The sequence below is a fragment of the Agathobaculum sp. genome (genome assembly GCF_050946325.1).
Classification (GTDB): Bacteria; Bacillota; Clostridia; order Oscillospirales; family Butyricicoccaceae; genus Agathobaculum.
Genome location: NZ_JBMNUP010000023.1, coordinates 1 through 18,961, shown reverse-complemented (window position 1 = coordinate 18,961; position 18,961 = coordinate 1). Strand labels below are relative to the sequence as shown.

At 52.1% G+C, this 18,961-nt stretch carries 20 protein-coding genes; 2 read left to right on the top strand and 18 right to left on the bottom strand.

Annotation, left to right across the window (positions count from 1 at the left end; all coding sequences use genetic code 11):
* The 6 genes from ACOYIE_RS03460 to ACOYIE_RS03435 form a co-directional block, all read right to left on the bottom strand.
* On the bottom strand, positions 1-1,408 hold a 1,408-nt coding region (locus tag ACOYIE_RS03460; protein WP_433410771.1), incomplete at its 3' end, for a TIGR03960 family B12-binding radical SAM protein.
* A gap of 91 nt (positions 1,409-1,499) precedes the next feature.
* On the bottom strand, positions 1,500-3,836 hold the full coding sequence (locus tag ACOYIE_RS03455) for a heavy metal translocating P-type ATPase (RefSeq protein WP_433410770.1): 2,337 nt from the start codon (positions 3,834-3,836) through the stop codon (positions 1,500-1,502).
* 4 nt (positions 3,837-3,840) lie between these two features.
* Positions 3,841-4,215 (bottom strand): ArsR/SmtB family transcription factor, encoded by a 375-nt coding sequence (locus tag ACOYIE_RS03450; protein ID WP_433410769.1) that lies wholly within the window; start codon positions 4,213-4,215, stop codon positions 3,841-3,843.
* Positions 4,216-4,463: 248 nt separating this feature from the next.
* The gene (locus ACOYIE_RS03445) at positions 4,464-4,892 is read right to left on the bottom strand and encodes an RrF2 family transcriptional regulator (RefSeq protein WP_433410768.1); all 429 of its coding nucleotides are present in this window, start codon (positions 4,890-4,892) and stop codon (positions 4,464-4,466) included.
* 81 nt (positions 4,893-4,973) lie between these two features.
* Positions 4,974-7,550, bottom strand: a complete 2,577-nt coding sequence (locus ACOYIE_RS03440; RefSeq protein WP_433410767.1) for an NYN domain-containing protein — start codon at positions 7,548-7,550, stop codon at positions 4,974-4,976.
* Between the two features lie 183 nt (positions 7,551-7,733).
* Entirely contained in the window at positions 7,734-7,949 is a 216-nt protein-coding gene (locus ACOYIE_RS03435; RefSeq protein WP_433410766.1) for an alpha/beta-type small acid-soluble spore protein, read from the bottom strand.
* A gap of 313 nt (positions 7,950-8,262) precedes the next feature.
* Between ACOYIE_RS03435 and ACOYIE_RS03430 the strand changes: the two genes are divergently transcribed.
* The gene (locus ACOYIE_RS03430; RefSeq protein ID WP_433410765.1) at positions 8,263-9,567 is read left to right on the top strand and encodes a DUF1015 domain-containing protein; all 1,305 of its coding nucleotides are present in this window, start codon (positions 8,263-8,265) and stop codon (positions 9,565-9,567) included.
* A 24-nt stretch (positions 9,568-9,591) separates the two neighbouring features.
* On the opposite strand, the gene ACOYIE_RS03425 is transcribed toward ACOYIE_RS03430, so the two are convergent.
* The 5 genes from ACOYIE_RS03425 to ACOYIE_RS03405 all read right to left on the bottom strand — a co-directional run bounded on the left by ACOYIE_RS03425 (position 9,592) and on the right by ACOYIE_RS03405 (position 13,298).
* Entirely contained in the window at positions 9,592-10,131 is a 540-nt protein-coding gene (locus tag ACOYIE_RS03425) for a hypothetical protein (RefSeq protein ID WP_433410764.1), read from the bottom strand.
* Between the two features lie 67 nt (positions 10,132-10,198).
* Positions 10,199-10,561 (bottom strand): type II toxin-antitoxin system PemK/MazF family toxin, encoded by a 363-nt coding sequence (locus tag ACOYIE_RS03420; protein ID WP_433410772.1) that lies wholly within the window; start codon positions 10,559-10,561, stop codon positions 10,199-10,201.
* A 145-nt stretch (positions 10,562-10,706) separates the two neighbouring features.
* Complete coding sequence (gene alr / locus ACOYIE_RS03415; RefSeq protein WP_433410763.1) at positions 10,707-11,828, bottom strand: alanine racemase; 1,122 nt, start codon at positions 11,826-11,828, stop codon at positions 10,707-10,709.
* 20 nt (positions 11,829-11,848) lie between these two features.
* Entirely contained in the window at positions 11,849-12,325 is a 477-nt protein-coding gene (locus ACOYIE_RS03410; RefSeq protein ID WP_433410762.1) for a hypothetical protein, read from the bottom strand.
* A 106-nt stretch (positions 12,326-12,431) separates the two neighbouring features.
* Positions 12,432-13,298 (bottom strand): NAD(P)H-hydrate dehydratase, encoded by an 867-nt coding sequence (locus tag ACOYIE_RS03405; RefSeq protein WP_433410761.1) that lies wholly within the window; start codon positions 13,296-13,298, stop codon positions 12,432-12,434.
* A 176-nt stretch (positions 13,299-13,474) separates the two neighbouring features.
* Here ACOYIE_RS03405 and ACOYIE_RS03400 point away from each other — a divergent pair, with 176 nt between their 5' ends.
* Positions 13,475-14,047, top strand: coding sequence for an N-acetylmuramoyl-L-alanine amidase family protein (locus ACOYIE_RS03400; RefSeq protein ID WP_433410760.1), 573 nt, complete (start codon positions 13,475-13,477; stop codon positions 14,045-14,047).
* Between the two features lie 115 nt (positions 14,048-14,162).
* Here ACOYIE_RS03400 and ACOYIE_RS03395 read toward each other — a convergent pair whose 3' ends face one another.
* From ACOYIE_RS03395 to ACOYIE_RS03365, 7 genes are all read right to left on the bottom strand, one after another.
* Complete coding sequence (locus ACOYIE_RS03395) at positions 14,163-14,891, bottom strand: pseudouridine synthase (protein WP_433410759.1); 729 nt, start codon at positions 14,889-14,891, stop codon at positions 14,163-14,165.
* Positions 14,892-14,909: 18 nt separating this feature from the next.
* On the bottom strand, positions 14,910-15,998 hold the full coding sequence (locus tag ACOYIE_RS03390; protein ID WP_433410758.1) for a D-alanyl-D-alanine carboxypeptidase family protein: 1,089 nt from the start codon (positions 15,996-15,998) through the stop codon (positions 14,910-14,912).
* Positions 15,999-16,067: 69 nt separating this feature from the next.
* Entirely contained in the window at positions 16,068-16,505 is a 438-nt protein-coding gene (gene ytfJ, locus ACOYIE_RS03385) for a GerW family sporulation protein (RefSeq protein ID WP_433410757.1), read from the bottom strand.
* Positions 16,498-17,151, bottom strand: coding sequence for a DUF2953 domain-containing protein (locus ACOYIE_RS03380; RefSeq protein ID WP_433410756.1), 654 nt, complete (start codon positions 17,149-17,151; stop codon positions 16,498-16,500). Before ACOYIE_RS03380 ends, ytfJ begins: the two co-directional genes overlap by 8 nt.
* Before the next feature lies 1 nt (position 17,152).
* On the bottom strand, positions 17,153-17,752 hold the full coding sequence (gene scpB / locus ACOYIE_RS03375) for an SMC-Scp complex subunit ScpB (protein WP_433410755.1): 600 nt from the start codon (positions 17,750-17,752) through the stop codon (positions 17,153-17,155).
* Positions 17,753-17,758: 6 nt separating this feature from the next.
* Positions 17,759-18,469, bottom strand: coding sequence for a segregation and condensation protein A (locus ACOYIE_RS03370; protein WP_433410754.1), 711 nt, complete (start codon positions 18,467-18,469; stop codon positions 17,759-17,761).
* An 11-nt stretch (positions 18,470-18,480) separates the two neighbouring features.
* Positions 18,481-18,961 (bottom strand): site-2 protease family protein (locus tag ACOYIE_RS03365; RefSeq protein WP_433410753.1); only part of this gene is annotated, 481 nt, incomplete at its 5' end.

Here is an 18,961-nt window from a genome sequence, read left to right as displayed (position 1 = left end):
GCTTCAGCGTATCCTGTGCGTCCCACTGGAACGGTGTCTGCGGCTTAGGCACAAAGCAGGAAGCGGACGCGGTGATTTTCACGCCGCGCGCACGGTTTGTGGTGTTGACCCGCCAGCAGTAAGCAACCTTTTTGCAGATTTCCGCGATGCCATCCAGATCTTCGGTAGTTTCGGTGGGGAGACCGATCATAAAATAAAGCTTTACGTTGTTCCAGCCGCCCTGAAATGCGATCTCACAGGCGTGAAGCACGTCCTCCTCGCGGATGTTTTTATTGATAACATCGCGCAGTCGCTGCGTACCGGCTTCGCAGGCAAAGGTCAGGCCGCTTTTGCGGGTTTTCTGCACGCGCTGCATCAGTTCTGCGCTGAAGCTGTCCGCACGAAGCGACGGAAGCGACAGGCTGATATGGCGCGGCTCGCAGTAATCCAGCATCCCCTCGGTCAAACCGGACAGATCGCCGTAATCACTGGTGGAGAGCGAGGAAAGCGAAATTTCCTCATAGCCCGAATTTTTCAGCACCGCCTCAGCCTGCCGCAGGAGCACCTCCTTGGACTTGGTGCGCAGCGGCCGGTAGGTATGCCCAGCCTGACAGAACCGGCAGCCGCGCGGGCAGCCGCGGAACAGTTCGACCATGGCGCGGTCAAACACGATATCGGTGGACGGCACCACAAAGGATTCCGGATAATACATTGTATCCAAATCCTTTACAATGCGCTTCTGCACCATCTCCGGCGCACCATGCATCGGGGTCACGCAGTCGATCGTTCCGTCATCGTGATACGAAACCTCATACAGAGACGGAACATACATTCCCTCGATCTGCGCCGCCTGAATCAGAAAATCCTGCTTGCTCCACCCTTCCCGCTTGGCCCTGCGGTACAGATCGGTGAATTCCAGCATGATTTCCTCACCATCACCGATCATAAACAAATCGACAAAATCCGCAAGCGGTTCCGGATTGTAGGCGCAGGGGCCGCCGCAGGCGACGATATGCTTCAGGTCTGTGCGGTCCTTTGCAAGCACCGGTACGCCGCCGAGATCGAGCATATTCAGGATATTGGTAAACGACAATTCGTATTGCAGTGTAAACGCGATAATATCAAACTCACAGAGCGGGTCGCCGCTCTCCAGTCCGTACAGCGGAATTCCCGCCGCACGCAGTTCGGCTTCCATATCAATCCACGGCGCACAGACCCGTTCGCACCAGATTCCCTTCTGATCGTTGAGCAGACCATACAGGATGCGCGAACCCAAGTGCGACATGGCAACCTCATAGGTATCTGGGAAGCAAAACGCAAACCGCAGATCAACTTCCTTTTTGTCCTTCATCACAGAGCCCCACTCGCCGCCGACATAACGCGCCGGCTTCTGCACGCGGGACAGGATAGCTTCCATCTTTTTGTGCAAGTTATTTTCCTCCATCACAAGATACAGAGTTAGTATAACATATTTCGCGCAAAAAGACCATACCGTTTGTCCGGCATGGTCCTTTGTTTTTTCACTTAATCCCGAGAATACGGGTGGAATTGAGCACCGTTAAAACCGTCAGCAGCACGTCTGCCGCAATAGCCTGCCACATGGTTGCAACCCCCAGCAGCGTCAGCAGAACCAGGGCAATTTTGATCAGCAAAACCAGCAGCATATTTTGCAGCGCAATGCTATGCGTCCGGCGGCAAATACGCACTGCTTCACTCAGCTTCGTCAAACTGTTGGTCATAATCAGCACATTGGCAGCGTCAGCTGTCCTCTGTGAGCCGGCTACGCCCATCGCTACGCCGACGTCAGCCAGTTTCAGCTCTTCGATATCGTTGATTCCGTCTCCTACATAGGCAGCCGTACCGTCCGTCGGAATAGTGCGAAGCAGAAACTCCATTTTCGATGCTTTCTCTTCCGGCAGGAGGCCGTAATGAACCGTATCAATGCCGATGGCATCAGCGGTCTGCTGTGCAGGCAGCTCAGTGTCGCCCGTCAGAATGACCGTTCGCAGCACACCCTGAGACTTCAGGCCCTGAATCGCCTCTGCCGCTTCGCTGCGCACCGTATCCTCCAGCACAATTGCACCGGCATAATCCCCCTCATAGGCCACATACACAACAGTGCCGCGAATATCCGGCACCCCTTTCACGCCGCGGGAAATCATCAGTTTCCGGTTGCCTGCCAGCAGGTTCCGGTTGCCGATGCGCGCACGAACGCCGCGTCCCGGAAATTCCTCAAATTCACTGACCTTCTGCGGCACGCTTTGATAAGCAGCAACAACCGCGCGGGCCACCGGATGCGGAGAAAGCTGTTCCGCTGCTGCGGCCAGCGCCAGAATGCTTTCCTGGTTAAAGTCGCTCGTCGTCTGAATTTCCTTTACGCGAAGATTGCCTTCCGTTAATGTGCCCGTCTTATCAAATACGACCATGCGCAGCTCAGCCATTTTCTCCACGGCCTCGCCGCCCTTGACATGAATCCCCTTCTGCGACAGACGGCCGCTCCCGCCCATAAAGCTGAGCGGCACAGAAATCATCAGCGCTGTTGGGCAGCACACAACAACAATCGTCAGCGCCCTGTATACCCAGCTTGCCATTGAGGTGCCAGAATTAAACAGCGGCGGAATGATGGACAGCAATACCGCCAGCACAATAATCACCGGAATAATTCGACCCGCTCCATGGTGAACACTTTCCTCCAGCGAAGCGCGCCTGCCGGCCGATTCCTCCTGCACCCGCAGAACACGATTGACCGCGCAGTCTTCAAACCGTTCCGCAGCGCGCAGCAACAGCAAAGAACCGGTGTACAGACTGCCGGCCAGAACCTTTGCATCCTTTACCACAGCAACAGGCTCGCTGGCACCGGTGAGGACCGCATCATCCACAGTGCCTTCGCCGCGCAAAACAACGCCATCAATCGGAATTCTCTCTCCGGAGCGAACCAGCACAAACTCACCAACCTGAATTTCTGCCGGCATCACCTGGCGTTCTTCGCCCTGCATATTGACCAGCGAGGCTTTTTCAGGGACAAAATCAATCTGCTTGGACAGCGATTTATGCGTGGAGCGCAGCACCAGATCGCTGACCATTTTACCTACACCGTGCAGAATCAGAACAATGCTTGCCTCCGGACGCCGTCCCAGCAGAAAAGCGCCCAGAGAGGCAATCAAAATCAGCAAATATTCATCAAAATACTTTCCGTGTGTAAAGTTACGAGCGACCTGCGCCGCAATTGGCAGCGCAGTAATCAAATATGCCACCACATAAAAAAGCAGAGAGGCGCTTGTCCATTCTCCCAGCAGTTTTCCTAAGACCAAAAAAGCCAAAGCAATCGCAAGGCGTATTACGGTCATGCGAATATCAAAGGCAGACATTGGCTGATAAGGCACTTCCACCCCTGCTGCTCCACGGCGCGCATTTTCTCTGCGAAGGCGCGTCTGCTCGCGGCGGCGCATACGCGCGTGATACTGCGCGCGCTCCAGAAAAGACATGCCCGCGGTTTCGTCCTCTTCCGGTATTGAAAGAGCCATTGTGGTCTCATCAATCGGCGGCAGTTCGGGGGGTTCCTCATCATTTTTCTCCGATGCTGCCGTCTGCAATTCCTGCTGCTCATCCGGAGCAACGGCTTGCGTCTCTGCCTGCATTTCCGCTATATTTTCTTCTTTCTCCGGCTGCTGCGCATCATCAGACGCTTTCGGTTCTTCTTCCTGCACAGCGCTTTCCTCGCTCTCCTGCTCTTCGGGCGGACGAACGACTGCATCCAGTTGTGCCAAAAGTTCTTCTGTTGAAATGCTTTCCGGCATGTCTGGTATCTGCAACGTATCTTCGTCCAGCCCATCCGCTTGGATATTTTTCCTTTGCATTGATCTATCCCTCCTGCACATGCGCAATGCCCTGTGCCAAAATTGTCTGAATATGGCTGTCACACAGCGCATAATACACGGTTTTTCCGTTTTTTCTGCTTTTGACCAAGCGCGCCTGCTTCAAAAAACGCAGTTGATGGGAAATAGCCGACTGGCTCATACCCAAAAGCGCCGCTATATCACAGACACATAGCTCTTTTGTGTTCAGCGCCGCCAAAATTCGCAAACGTGTTTTATCCGAAAAGGCTTTGAAAAAATCAGAGGCGGCAGAAGTGGTTTCCTCATCCGGCATCTGGGCACGCGCCAGCAGTACTGCTTCCGTATGAATCACATGTTCTTCACAGCACTCAATCTCTGTCTGGCGCTTCGAATCTGTCACGAGAATTCCTCCCTCAGGCACAAATATCTATTATAATATAGTAGCATTCAAACGCAACCCTGTCAAGAATCGCATCGAACAGTATTATTCTGTTCAGCCGAAAAAAGGGTACGGATTTCTCCCGTACCCTTGCTGCAAAATAAACTTCCGCAGATATTAAACTGCAACTTCCGCTTTTCCAGTGAATACCGTATGAGCGCATCCATCATTTTTCACGCTGCTCCGCAGCCTTCTCGGTCTGCCAAACATCAGATCGAGTAATCCGGCGCGCTGCTGCGCTTTACCAAATCTTCAAGCGTTGTAGCATCCACATATTGATTCACCGTCTCAAACAAACCGCGCCAAAAGTCCAGCGTGGCACACTCCGCCGCACGCACGCACTCTACCGGTTCGCATTCCAGACAGGCAACCGGAGCCAGCGAGCCTTCTGTGATACGCAGAATATCTCCTACCGTGTACTCGGCGGGCTGCTTTGCAAGCTGATATCCACCCTGCACCCCCCGGGTAGACTTAACAAATCCTGCACGGGAGAGCTGAACGACAATCTGTTCCAAATATTTTGCAGAAATCCCCTGTCTTCTGGAGATGTCACGCAGAGGAATATATCCGCCTGCATCATGCTGCGCCAAATCAATCATCAGCCGCAGGGCATACCGTCCCTTCGTCGATATCTTCATATGCATCCCCCTTTGGCACTATTATGCCACAAACGAGGCAAAATTTCAAGTCCAGGGGTCTGTTCGCGCACGGAAATTTCCCTATTTTTCCAGAGACTGCACCACTGTGTCAATATGCCGGTTTGCCTGCTCCACTTCCCATTTCAGCTCATTTGCACTCATCCGCTCTGCGCCGTGTCCAAGAATAATCATCTGTTCCATGCCGTCTGATGTTGCCACACGCACACGATGCCTGCGCGACAAATCATACGATGCCTGCTCAATATACATATCGGCAGTTTCCGCCTCTTTCGTATATACAATATTCAGCCCATGCCGTTTTTCAATCGAGCCGACTCCGCCTTTTACCTTATAGGCATCAAACACAACAATCAGCCGACACTTGCGCACAGCCTGATAATTGCTCAATAGGTTCACCAGCGCTTCCCGTGCCGCGTTGATATCCCCTGCTGCGATATCATGCAGCTCGTCCCACGAAAAAATAATGTTATATCCGTCTACCAGAAGGTAATCGTCCTCCCGAATACGGGTAACATAAAGCTGCTCCAATGTTTCATTCTGCTTGTGGCTCTGTCGAAATGCTTCAAAACCGCGATTCTTAATCGGTCCATAAGTGCGCTCAAACAGTGCCCGCAGCTCCTTATCATCCTCTATACCGGAAAGGGGCCGCGCCGTCCTCCCCGTGCCGGATACCGGTGCAGCCGGCTGTTGTTCCGGCTGAGGCAGCCGCCATCCAGTATCGACATGCGCGTTTTGCTTCACCTCGTTCCATTTTACGGTATATCCAGCGCCATGCGCACAAAAAACAGAATCGGGCGTATTCTCCACATCTCTTTCTGCATCATAGCCTGTCGCCGCGACGATTTCATCCGTGTTGTGGCAGGGCAGATATTCGCCTAATGTGCAGGATAATCGTCCCATACCCTTTGTATAAGCCGCAACTTCCGTCCAGTAGTTGCGCATCAAAGCCACAGGTGCCGTACCAGTCAGCACTGTATAATCCGCCTTCGGTTCAGGTGCATCAAAACTGCCTTCCATGCGTTGAATATCGCTCATTGCCCGGCCGACGCAGTCCGCCGGAATCTCCAGCCGGAAAGCATAATACGGCTCCAGCAATACATTTTCCGCCTGCATGAGTCCATTGCGCACCGCACGGTAAGTCGCCTCGCGGAAATCGCCGCCTTCCGTATGCTTCAAATGGGCCCTGCCTGCCAGCAGGGTTATCTTGATATCTGTCAAAGGGGCGCCGGTCAGGATGCCGCAATGTTGTTTTTCTGACAAATGCGTCAAAATAAGCCGCTGCCAATTCAAATCCAGCATATCTGTGCTGCACGTTGTGTCAAAGGCAATACCGCTGCCTCTTTCTGCCGGCTCCAACAACAAATGCACCTCGGCGTAATGCCGCAAAGGCTCAAAATGTCCAATGCCAACTACAGGCGCAGCAATGGTCTCCTTATAAACAATATTACCTGTATCAAAAGCTACTGTAATCCCAAAGCGCTCCTCGATCAAACGCGTCAGGATTTCAAGCTGTATTTCTCCCATCAGCTGCATATGAATTGCGCCAAGCGTTTCGTTCCATACCACACGCAGCATCGGGTCCTCTTCCTCAAGCTGGCGCAGCTTGGGAAGCATGGTATGCGGATCACAGCCTTCGGGCAATCTCAGTTCATAGGTCAATACCGGTTCGAGCACTGGGAGCTCTGTATCTTCCGCGCTGCCTAAAACCATGCCCGGCCTTGTCTGCGTCAGCCCTGTCACCGCAACTACCATACCTGCTTCTGCGCACTCTATTGTCTGATATTTTGCGCCGGAATACAAGCGAATCTGATTGACCTTTTCCTTCCAGTCTTTGTTTCCGCTGACCGATTCCCTGACGCAAAGTCTGCCGCCTGTCATTTTCAGGTATGTCAAACGGTTTTCCTTTTCATCCCGCGCAATTTTAAACACACGCGCACCAAACTCGGACGGGTATGCGGGCATAACCGTATATCGATCCAGGCCGTCCAGCAGGGCATCTACGCCGTTCAGCTGCAAAGCAGAACCAAAATAGCACGGAAAAACCCGTCTTGCTGCAACCTGCAAAGCAATATCGCTGTCCTGTACAACGCCTTCTGCCAGATATCTTTCCAATAATGTTTCATCGCATACGGCAATGTTTTCCTGTAAAGATTCTCTATCCGCATCCATGCTGAAATCTATGCAGCTTTCATGCAGCCGTAAACGCAATTCACGCAGCACATCCATCCTGCCGGCCCCGGCCAAGTCCATCTTATTGACAAACAAAAAGACGGGAATCTGCATCCGCTCCAGCAGCCGCCACAATGTCAGCGTATGGGCCTGCACGCCGTCCGTGCCGCTGATGACCAGTACCGCACAGTCCAACGCCTGCAGCGTTCTTTCCATTTCAGCCGAAAAATCCACATGTCCAGGGGTGTCCAGTAACGTGAGCTCGGTATGGGGCAGTTTCAAAGCCGCCTGTTTGGAAAAAATCGTGATTCCGCGTTCACGTTCCAGTGCAAAAGTATCCAAAAACGCATCTCCGCGATCTACACGGCCTAGTTTTCTCAAGCTGCCCGCTTGATATAGCATCGCTTCAGAAAGCGTTGTTTTTCCTGCGTCAACATGGGCCAGTATTCCAATAACCAGTCGTTTCATAGCGTCCTTCTTCATCTTTTTTATTATATTATATCAGCTATCTGTTTCGGCAACAAGCATGCAGCGAGGATATTCGTATATTTTCTACAGAGTATATTCATTTCACATGGTAATAAAAAGAATTGGAAAAGCGCGCGGTTTTCGGATTTCCGAAAACAGCGCGCTTTTGATCAAAAGGACTGCTTAGCCCTGACCGGCCAGCTTCTGCTCATAAGATTCGATCATCTTTTTCACCATCTGGCCGCCGACCGAGCCTGCCTGACGGGAAGTCAGGTCGCCGTTATAGCCTTCCTTGAGGTTGACGCCGACCTCGGCTGCCGCCTCCATCTTAAAGCGATCCATCGCTGCGCGCGCTTCCGGCACCATACCCTGATTAGAACCATTCTGTGTGTTAGCCATAATTTTTCTCTCCTTTTGTTTTGTGTTTTGGGGTTTTGCTGATAGTATCATGTGCATCAAAAAGAACAATATGACTTGTAATTGATGCTGTAGATGGCAGAAACTGTCCTGATTATTGAAAAAAGCAATCAATACCATATACTTGTCATTACTACCTAAATTTTTCATTTTACTTCATACAACATTGTTGCACCTAACCACCTGCCTTATCCATTTTTAAAAAAGTCCATAATTTTCATTTTTTTCGTGCTCTTCTGCTGTTTTTCTGCTATACTTATATTGATTTCAACGCCACACAGGAGGAAGTATTTCAATGGAAAACCGAGTTACCCATGTCCCCTGCATATTAATGCCGAAAAAGGACTGTGATCTCTCCAAGTGGGCAGTCATTGCCTGTGACCAGTACACCTCGCAGCCCGACTATTGGGCAGAAACCGACCGCATTGTCGGCACTGCCCCTTCCACGTTGCGGCTTACGCTGCCTGAAGTTTATCTTGAGGATGCAGATGTTGCCTCTCGCACCGAGAAGATTCACCAAACCATGCATCAGTACATCGCTGAAGGAACGCTCCAAGCCATGCCCGCCGGCATGATTTTGACTGAGCGGTTTTCGGGCGGTTCATGCCCGCGGCGCGGTCTTGTACTCGCGGTTGACCTTGAAGCCTATGAATACGGCGCCGGCTCCCAATCCCTGATTCGTCCGACCGAAAAAACCGTTGTGGAACGCATTCCGCCTCGTCTGAAGGTGCGTCAGGGCGCCTGCATCGAACTGCCGCATATTATGATTCTGATTGACGACCCTGACCGCGCCATTATTGAGCCGCTGTTTGATAAAACCCAGGATTTTGCGCAGGTATATGACACCGATTTGATGCAAAACGGAGGACATATTACAGGCTGGTTTATTCCGCAGGGCAAAGAAACTGAGGATATCGAAGACAAACTGGCAGCACTGTGTGACCGCGAAACTTTCAATAAAAAATACGGCTGCACCGACGCGCAGGCACTGTTGCCTTATGCTGTAGGAGACGGAAACCACTCGATGGCGACGGCAAAAGCCTATTGGGAAGAGGTTAAGAAAGACCTGACTTCAGAAGAGCAGGAAAACCACCCCGCCCGCTATGTATTGGTCGAAGTTGTGAATATTCATGATGAAAGCCTGATCATCGAACCGATACACCGTATTCTGTTCGGCGTAGATGCAGATGCGCTTTTGTCTGACCTGATTGATTTTTATCAGCAGCACGGCTGCAAAGCCTATACGGCAAGCGCTGCCGTTGACAACGCACACTGCTATCCTTTCTTGGCAGAAGGCAAAAAGGGCGTGTTTGTAGTGGAGAATCCCCAGTGGTCCATTCCGGTGGCTACCATCCAGGCGGGGTTGGATGAATACCTTGCCCAGCATTCTTCTGTTAAAATCGACTATATCCACGGTGAAGACGTTGTCTGCTCGCTGGCAGAAAAGCAGGGAAACTTCGGCTTTATTCTTCCTGATATTGCCAAAAATGACCTGTTCCGCGGCGTTGTTTTTGACGGCGTTCTTCCCCGCAAAACCTTTTCCATGGGCGAAGCGCATGAGAAGCGTTACTATATGGAAGCAAAAATGATTGTCAAATAATTTTATCTTTGGAAGGCGCAGCCGTCAGGGCTGCGCCTTTTTTTCCCATCGCAAAACAGCATCTTCTTTCTGTACAGAACACAACGCGAAGATGGGGGCAAGTGCAAACGGCTTGTCAGGGCGAAAGGTACAGCGAAGTTCCAGGCACGCATCTTGCTGCCGGCAGGATATCTCCTCCTCTGACAGCAGACGATCCAGAACAGCGTCCCCTGTTGTATAGGCTGCGGCAGGACTTTTATTCTCCAAAGCATCTGCGGCCCGATTTTCTTTCTGTGCGGGCATAGCTCCGTTTTCTGACAGATAAAAGAAATCCGGCATCCGATGCAGGCACCCCGCGGCTTTCAGCGTTTCCCGCGATAAGTGACGTGACAGCCGCAGCCGCTCCCCTTTCGGTTCGGGTAAACCGATCAGCAGCGGGAAGCCGTCCGTCTTTCCGTAACAGCGCAGAAGCGTTTCTTCCTTGCCGGGTTTTGCGCAGTCCAGCGTAATCCGTACGCCGTAGGGGTCATATTCCCATTCCAGGGTCCCCGTGCTGCGATTTTCATACCAAATTTCTGCCTGCATCTGTAGTCCTCCCTAAAAAAGCGCGTATCCATAAAAAGGATACGCGCTTTTTACTGTGAATATACTTTTAATCCCGTACCGAGCCTAAACCAAAACTGACCGCCAGCGCTTCATCCACATGGCGCATTGCGCTTTCGTCCAGCGAACCCATTTTTTCGCGCAGGCGTTTTTTATCCAGCGTACGAATCTGCTCGGTCAATATAATCGAATCTTTTGTCAGCCCATAATTCGGCGCGCCAAGTGTAATGTGGGTCGGCATCTTGGCCTTATTGACCTGGGATGTGATTGCAGCGGCAATCACCGTCGGACTGTAGCGATTGCCCACATTATTCTGGACAATAAGTACCGGACGGACGCCTCCCTGTTCGCTGCCTACCACTGGGCTGAGATCGGCATAGTAAATATCGCCCCGTTTGATGCTGGTATCCACTTGATTCACTCTCCGATGAAATAGATTTGCGGTTTGTCCGCAAACCTATTTTGCCCACACAGCAAAAAAATATAACATAAAAACCTGCTGTACCGCGGGCGGGAATTTCTTCCCATTTCATCATATGCGAAACGATATCCCCCAGTTACCCAACATAGAACCGGGGAACGCGACGGCTGACCGCGCACAGCACCTCATAAGAGATTGTGCCTGCCGCATTTGCGGCATCTTCGGCCGTCCATCCCTCCGTCCCATAGACAACCACTTCATCTCCACGATTAACCTCCATCCCATCAGGGATGCGCACCATGCACATGTCCATGCAGATGCGGCCCAGCACCGGCGCCCGCCGGCCGCCCAGCAATACATGCGCCCTGCCCGATCCTGTCCGCAGATAGCCGTCCGCATACCCGACGGAGACCACCGCCATCCGGATTTTGTCCCCTGTTTTATAGGTGCGTCCGTAACTGACGGTTGTCTGTGCCGGAATCTCCCGCACCTGCACCACACGTGCTTTGACTGTCATAGCCGGTTTGATATCCAGCTGATACGGTACAGAAACATCCGGCCGGCATCCATACAGAATAATGCCGGCACGCGTCATTGTGCAGTGCGTCTGTTCATAGTGCTGGATACCCGCGCTGTTTGCACAGTGCCGCAGCGGCAACCGCAATCCCTTCTTTTTCAAATCATCACATATATCACGAAACCGCTTATATTGCAGCTCTGTATATTCTTTGCCTGCCGGAACATCCGCCACAGCAAAATGTGTAAAAATCCCCTCAGAGCGCAGTCCAGGCAGATTTGCGCAATCCAAAATCTGCCGTACTGTCTGCTCACGCTCCCACGATGGAAAACCCAGCCGCGTCATACCGGTATCCAGCTTATAATGTACCGTCAGCGTTTCGCCGGTGCGCACTGCTGCGGCAGAATACTGTCTTGCAGTTTCGCAATCATACACCGGAACGGTGATATGCCGTCTTGCTGCAATCTCCATATCCGCTTCATCCACATACCCCAGAATCAAAATCGGCTTTTTGATGCCGTTTTCTCTGAGCTCAACCGCCTCCGGCACGGTTGCTACAGCAAAATACGGCGCGCCTTCCCGTTCCAGCGCCGCAGCGACCCGCACTGCACCGTGGCCATAAGCATCTGCTTTCACCACACACAACACAGGCGCCTTGGCCTGTGCGCAAATAACCTGATAATTATGGACGATTGTTTGCAGACTGACCTCTGCCCACACACGGTTTTTATTGGCTTCCATCGTTTGTTCATCCCCAAATTTTATATTTCCTCGTATGCTGTAACCTGTATCGTCAGCACACATTTTCCTGCTGCATATAGTTCGGCATATACCGGTCTGTATCCATCCGCCGTCAGCCAAATCTGTTTTTCGGTCTTTTCTGCGGCGTTTTCATTTTCATAGCGCAGCACAAGCAATTCCTGGCCATCCATTCGTTCCGTCCATTGCTGTACCGGTTCTCCGCGGCGCAGATCGGCCAGCAAACAATACAGACCGTCTGCCGGTGTCAGCCCCTGCTGCTGCGGCATCGCATCATCAAGCTGCATACCATCGTACTGTAGGCAGAACTGTACCGCATCCTCCCCCGCAATCGTACCGCTGATATCGGCGAGCGATTCGGGCGCTGTAATGGTAAATACGTCATTTTCTTCCTTAAAATAGGTATAATCGGCCTCATACTCCATCACCGACTGCCCCAAATCGGAAATCATCTTAATATGGGCTTCAAATCCGTCCATTGTGCGGAAGTGTTCGCCAACACTTTCTGCACTTGCTTCTGTGCCATTACAGCCCGCCAACAGGCAAATAACCGCCAGTACCGCTGCCAAGCGTATTCGCTTCAGACTACCACTCCCTTGTGTTGTATCGCCGCAGAAGAAGGGGCAGATGGTACAGCATATCGCTTGGCGTCATTCCATATTCAGAAAGCGCATTTGCAGCCAAATCGCCCGCTCTGCCATGCAGCCACGCCGCAGCACAGGCTGCATCCACCGGCCCCAGGCCCTGGCCGCACAGTGAGACCAGCATGCCTGCCAACACGTCTCCGCTGCCGCCTTTTGCCATGCCCGGATTGCCCGAGTGATTGCGATATAATGCGCCATCCGGCGCAGCAATCAGGGTACGGTGGCCCTTATATAACACGATACAATTGTTTTTTCGCGCAAACAGCGTCAATTCGGCAGGTTCCGCTTCTTCTATACCGGACAAGCGGGCAAATTCCCCCGCATGCGGCGTCAGGATTACCGGACGCGCCGTTTGCCGCAGTACATCTTTATGCGCACGAAGCGCATTTATTCCATCTGCATCCAACACAATCTGGCAGCGCGCCTGCTGCAGCAAAGTGATCACCACTTCGGCCACCGCATATGACCGGCCCAGTCCGCAGCCAATCAGCAGCGCGTCCGCCCGTTCCGCAAGCGACAGCAGCATGGGTAAAGATGCTTTGGACAGCATGCCGTCCGCCCCGCACGGCATCGGCCGCACCACCGGTTCGTTCAGCTTGACTGCCAGCACAGGCCATGCTTTTTCCGGCGTAGCCAGCGTCACTACGCCGCTTCCCATACGCACAGCACCCTGTACAGCAAAATAGGCCGCACCAGTATAACCCGCACAGCCACATACACACAGTATGCGTCCAAAATCATTCTTGTTGGCGTTTTCATCGCGTCTTGGGAGCAGACGGTCAATCATATCCTGTCCAATCTCTATCATAATGAATGTCTCCCCTTTTATCTCTTTGGGCTCCTGGCAGATGCCGGTCCGGCAAACAGACAGCCTTCTGCCTTTCTTTATCAGCATAGCACTGTTCTCTTGCTGCCGTCAAGGAAAGCAGCAAAATATACACGCACATCTTCCTTCGCATACAATGAAAGAGAGGAGGTGATTCCTTGGCAATCAAAATTTTTATCGACCAAGGCCACAATCCCATGGGTCCTAACACCGGCGCGGAGGGAAACGGTCTGCGCGAGCAGGATGTTACCTACCTTGTCGGTTCCTATCTTGCAGATTTGCTGCGGGCCGATCCACGATTCTCTGTCCGCCTGAGCCGAAATTCTCCCAACGATATTTTGGGTACCAGCAATGCATCCAGCCTTGCCGCAAGAGTGCGGATGGCTAACAGTTGGCCGGCGGATTACTTTATCAGCATACACTGCAACTCCAATGTCAATCCCGCTGTAAACGGCACGGAAGTTTATGTCTACCAGCAGAATACCCAGGCCTACTGGTTGGCGCAGCATGTGCTGAACGGTATCGTTGCGCGCGTGGGTACAAAAGATAACGGCGTGCGGCTGAATCCTTCGCTATATGTTCTGCGTCGTTCAGCCATGCCGGCTATTCTGGTCGAGTTGGCTTATCTGAGCAACACAATAGATGCACACAAGCTTGAAAACGATCCCTTTGGATTCGCGCAGGGCATTTATGACGGTATTCTCAGCTATTTTGGGTTTTCTGCACCCTAAGAAGTCCCGATAAGAATGCAAACAGCCCCACTCGGGGGCTGTTTGTGTTTTGTCAGTTCCCTTCAAAACGCTATCGTAAAGCCAACACGGCCGAAGGCTATTCCATCCAAGGAGACTACTCTTCCTGCGCCATTGCAGATATGTTTTGCAGATATAACAGCTCGGATTCCGTCAACTCGCGCCAATCGCCCGCTTTCAGGCTGGGGTCAAGCGGCAGTTCTCCAATGGCCACCCGTTTTAACCGCCGCACCTCCAGTCCGCACTGCTCACACATTTTACGAATCTGGCGGTTGCGCCCTTCATGAATCATCAAACGCAGTTTGGCGCTTTGCTCATCCTGCTCCAGAACAACCACCTCTGCCGGGCGAATCGCATATCCATCGATGCGCATTGGTTCGGACAGCCGCGGAATATTGTCCAGCCGCCCACGCACCCGCACTTCATAATACTTGCCGACCTCGTGCCGCGGATGTGTCAGCGCGTTCACCAGTGCACCGTCATTTGTCAGCAGCAGCATGCCTTCGGAGTTATAATCCAGCCGTCCTACCGGCACCACACGGGCATGGCAGCCGCGCACGAGTGCAGCCACCGTTTTTCGGCCGAACTCGTCTTTCATCGTCGTCACATAACCGCGCGGCTTGTACAGCATCAAATATTTTTTCTCTTCCGCGCCAACAAGCGGCTTTCCATCCACCATAATTTTATCGCGCTGGGCGTCCGCGCTGCTGCCAAGCGCGGCGCGCCGTCCATTCACCGTTACACGGCCATCCAAAATCCATTTTTCTGCCTCCCGACGAGAGCAGAGACCTGCCTGTGCCATAATTTTTTGCAGTCTTTCTTCCACAGATGTCCTCCTATCAGGTTACGAAGAACCCAAAATACGTTCTAAAATACGCTCGGCAATATTTTTTTCCTCCGGCAAAAGCAATGAAGCCGCCCCATACACCACCGCATCCCGCGCCAGTGCCTTTCCGCCCAGCCGGTATTCTACTTGTCCCGCCAGCGCGGTCTTTGCAATCGGAGCATAGCAAATTCTGTCGCCGTATATGACCGTTTCAATTTTATCCAGTTCTCCCGGCAGAACATACGCCTTTATTGTATGCTGCGCCAGCAGCGGCACATCTTCGATATTGCCGCCAAATACGCGCTGCATGGCGATCTCCTTGCCGGCCTCATGAAGCATCACTTCTTCATATTTTGCAAACGAAGCATCCAGCATTTCCATATGATCGTTCCAATCGTTTGGGTCGTTCAGCGTGACCGCAACCAATGTGCGGCCATTGCGTTCCGCAGCCGATACCAGACACCTGCCGGCAGCCTTTGTATAGCCGGTTTTACCGCTTATTGCGCCGTCGTACATGGACAGCAGCCTGTTATGGTTGTGCATTACATGGTCCCCGGACGTATAGCTCTGGGTTCCCGAAATCTGGCGAAAAACGGGGTCCTGCATAGCGGCTGCTGCAATAACTGCCAGTTCACGCGCTGTAGTATAGTGTGTCTCACTTGTCAGACCATTGGGATTATCAAAATGGGTATCTTTCAATCCAAGCGCAGCTGCCTTCGCGTTCATTTTTTGGACAAACGCCTCCAGACCGCCGCATTCGCCTGCAATAGCAAGCGCTGCATCGTTTCCGGACTCCAGCAAAAGCCCATACAGCGTATCGCGCAGTGAAATTTTCTCTCCCTCTCGCAGATACATGGACGAACCTTCTACCAGGGTATACGCTTTCTTCACGGTATAGATCCGATCCAGATTTCCCTCGCTCAATGCGACCAGCGCCGTCATAATCTTGGTTGTGGAAGCCATCGGAAGCCGCGCGTCGGCATTCTGCTCAAACAGAACCTCTCCCGTATCTGCATCCATCACCACCGCGCCCTGCGCACTCACCGCATTCGCTCTTGGTAGACACAGCGCGCATACAAGAAGCGCCGCCAGCATTTTTCTTTTCATTGTACATCTCCCCTGCATAACAAAACCTACTCACGATTGCTATGAGTAGGTTTTGCGGGGAACGCGGCATTATTCGTCTGAGTCGGATGTTTGCTGCTGCTCTGACTGCTGCTCTGGCTTTACTTTCCGTCCTTCCACAAAGCTGGAAACACGATTGATTGCCCCAGGTATCATTTCCACCAACCGGTCCACCGTTGTTGTTGCCTGCGCGTTTACGCCAAGAATATTCGTGCTGCCATTGCTGCCGATGACCAAAAAACAAACCGGCGAAACAGTAACGCCTGCGCCGCCGCCGCCGCCAAACGCCAGCGGCGCCTGCTGTGCAGCATGTTTGGGAGCAAATTCGCTTCCGCCCGATCCAAAGCCAAACGTTACCTTGGATACCGGAATTACAGTCGTTCCGTCCGGCGTGGTAATCGGTTCGCCCACAATCGTGTTGGTCGTAATCATTTCCTTGACTTTTTCCATTGTTTCGGCCATCAAACCGCTGATTGGATGCTCATTCATTTGCTATCGCCTCTTCTTTCTTAATCAATCGTTTATACAAGCAAAATAATTCGCGTCTATGGCGCAACAGCAGGAAAACCAGGCTGATCGGCCGCAGAGAGCAAAATACTGTAGACGCCCAATTTGTTTTGGCAGCTTCAAAATCGGCATCAATATCAATATGGTAATCTTTCATCTCAAACGTATTCTCTAAAAAGGGCACCGTCATGCCTGTTATCGCCGCCGAAGCGCCCAATAACAGTCCTGTTTGCGCAGCGTCTTCTGTGCCGATCACCACTCGCACATGCAAACGGCTGATACGCAGTGTATCCGACAATTCACTGAGCAATGTCAGCGCCAGACAAATGAGTTGCCCAATATCCAGTTCTTCCTTATTCAGCGAATATTTATACTTTTGCCTTTTCTTTTTTGTTGCCTGCTTTTGTGCCGTTTTCTCTGTTTTTGGAGTCTTGCCCTTCTTCTGTGGCGGCGGCCAGATGGGGATGCGCACTATGCCGTAGCGTGCCTCAACGCTCACGGTTCCATCCACGCCAACTGCATCTATGCCCGTCCGTATAAAAAGCGCCAGGATCATCAGCAAAAAAATTGCCGCCGCTATCCCCAGTATAACCAACGCAACCAGCAAAACCACATCGGTCATACCCATCTCACTCCGTTTCGGCTGATCTATCCACTATAGGCGTTCTGTTCCCCGCAGTTTCCTGCCGTTCATCCATGTCCAGCTCAATCTGTTCATTATCCGTTAACGAAGGCAGCGCAGGAAGCTCATTTAAGCTTTTCAGCGAAAATGTACGCAAAAACGCCTCCGTGGTACGATAGAGAATTGGTCTTCCGGGCATATCCATGCGACCGGCCTCTTCAATCAATCCTTTTTCTGCCAATCCTGCTACGGTGCCGCCCGAGTCCACTCCGCGAAGCTGGTCAATAAACGCGCGTGTTACCGGCTGACGATACGCAACAATTGTTAATACTTCCAACGCAGCGGCAGAAAGCGCGGGCGGCCTGCGCGACTCTGTGATACGCCGGGCAGCAGGCGCATAAATTGGTCGGGAGCACAGCTGCAATTTATCCTCCAGCCGCAGCAGCATGATGCCCCGCTTTTCAAAATCATACAGGCTTTCCAATGTATCCGCGGCCTCCAGCAGCGCACTGCGGGATACTTCTAACGCAGCAGCAAGGCGATCTACCGACACTGCATCGCCTGCAGCAAACAGCACGGCTTCCAAACCAGCCTCCAGTTCGGTCATCAGCCTTTACTCTCCTTTATCATTTGTAAGCGTCAGTTCCATATTCTCTCCGTCGCCTTCCAGACGGACTCTATGCAGCTTGGAAAGTTCCAATACCGCCAAAAAAGTAGCGACGATCTCCGAACGGTTGTGCGCATCATCAAACAGTTGCTGAAACTTCAGACAGGTATTTTTTAAAAAAAGCTTCAAGATCATCGTAACACGCGAAGCAACAGGAACCGGCTCCCGTCCGACAATTCCCGAAAATGCTTTCGGCGAGGGCGGCAACCGCCGCTGTGCTCTGCGCAATATCTGACCAGCCGCCCGCACCAGGTCTTCCGGCACATGCCGGTATTCCTGCGGAAGATCGCCCAGATTTTCCGGCTGCCTGACAAAGATATCACGGCCAAGTTCCCCATGATCTCGAAAAAAAGGCGCCGCCTCTTTCAGCCGCTGGTATTCCAACAGCTGCTCCACCAGTTCTGCACGCGGGTCGTCCGTTTCTTCTTCGTCATATTTCGGCAGCAGCATCTTGGATTTGATATAGACAAGCTGGGCCGCCATCGCAACAAAATCCCCCGCTACATCCAAATCCATTGCTTCTGCGCGATGCAGCACCTCCATATACTGCTCAAGAATCTCAGCAATCGGAATATCATAAATGCTGACCTTGTTTTTTGCAATTAAATGCAGCAGCAAATCCAGCGGCCCATCAAAGTTTTCCAGATGAAAATCCATATCACACCATTTTATATAAATATGGAAAGGAACCGCAGCGCCAGACGAAGTTCAAAATTGATTGCCATTGACATCAATCCGTCCAGCCATCCCATCCACAGCGCAACAGCAAATATTGCAACAAACGCCGCCTGATATTTCTGCAAACGCAGCGACCAGGAGAACGGCATAACTGCATCCAATACGCGCGATCCATCCAGCGGATGCACCGGAATCAAATTGAATACACCCAATCCCACAGACATGGAGCCCACAATCATTACAAACTGCCCAATCACATATAACACCGCATTACCGCCTCCATACGCATAACTCTGGTATGGCAGCAGCGGAATATATACGCAAAATGCAATAAACGCAATGATAAAGTTCGCCAGCGGCCCGGCCAAAGCGGTCAGCGCCATGCCGGCACGGCGATTTTTAAAATTGGAAATATTCACCGGCACCGGACGCGCCCAGCCAAATCCAAACAACAGCAGACACAGAAATCCC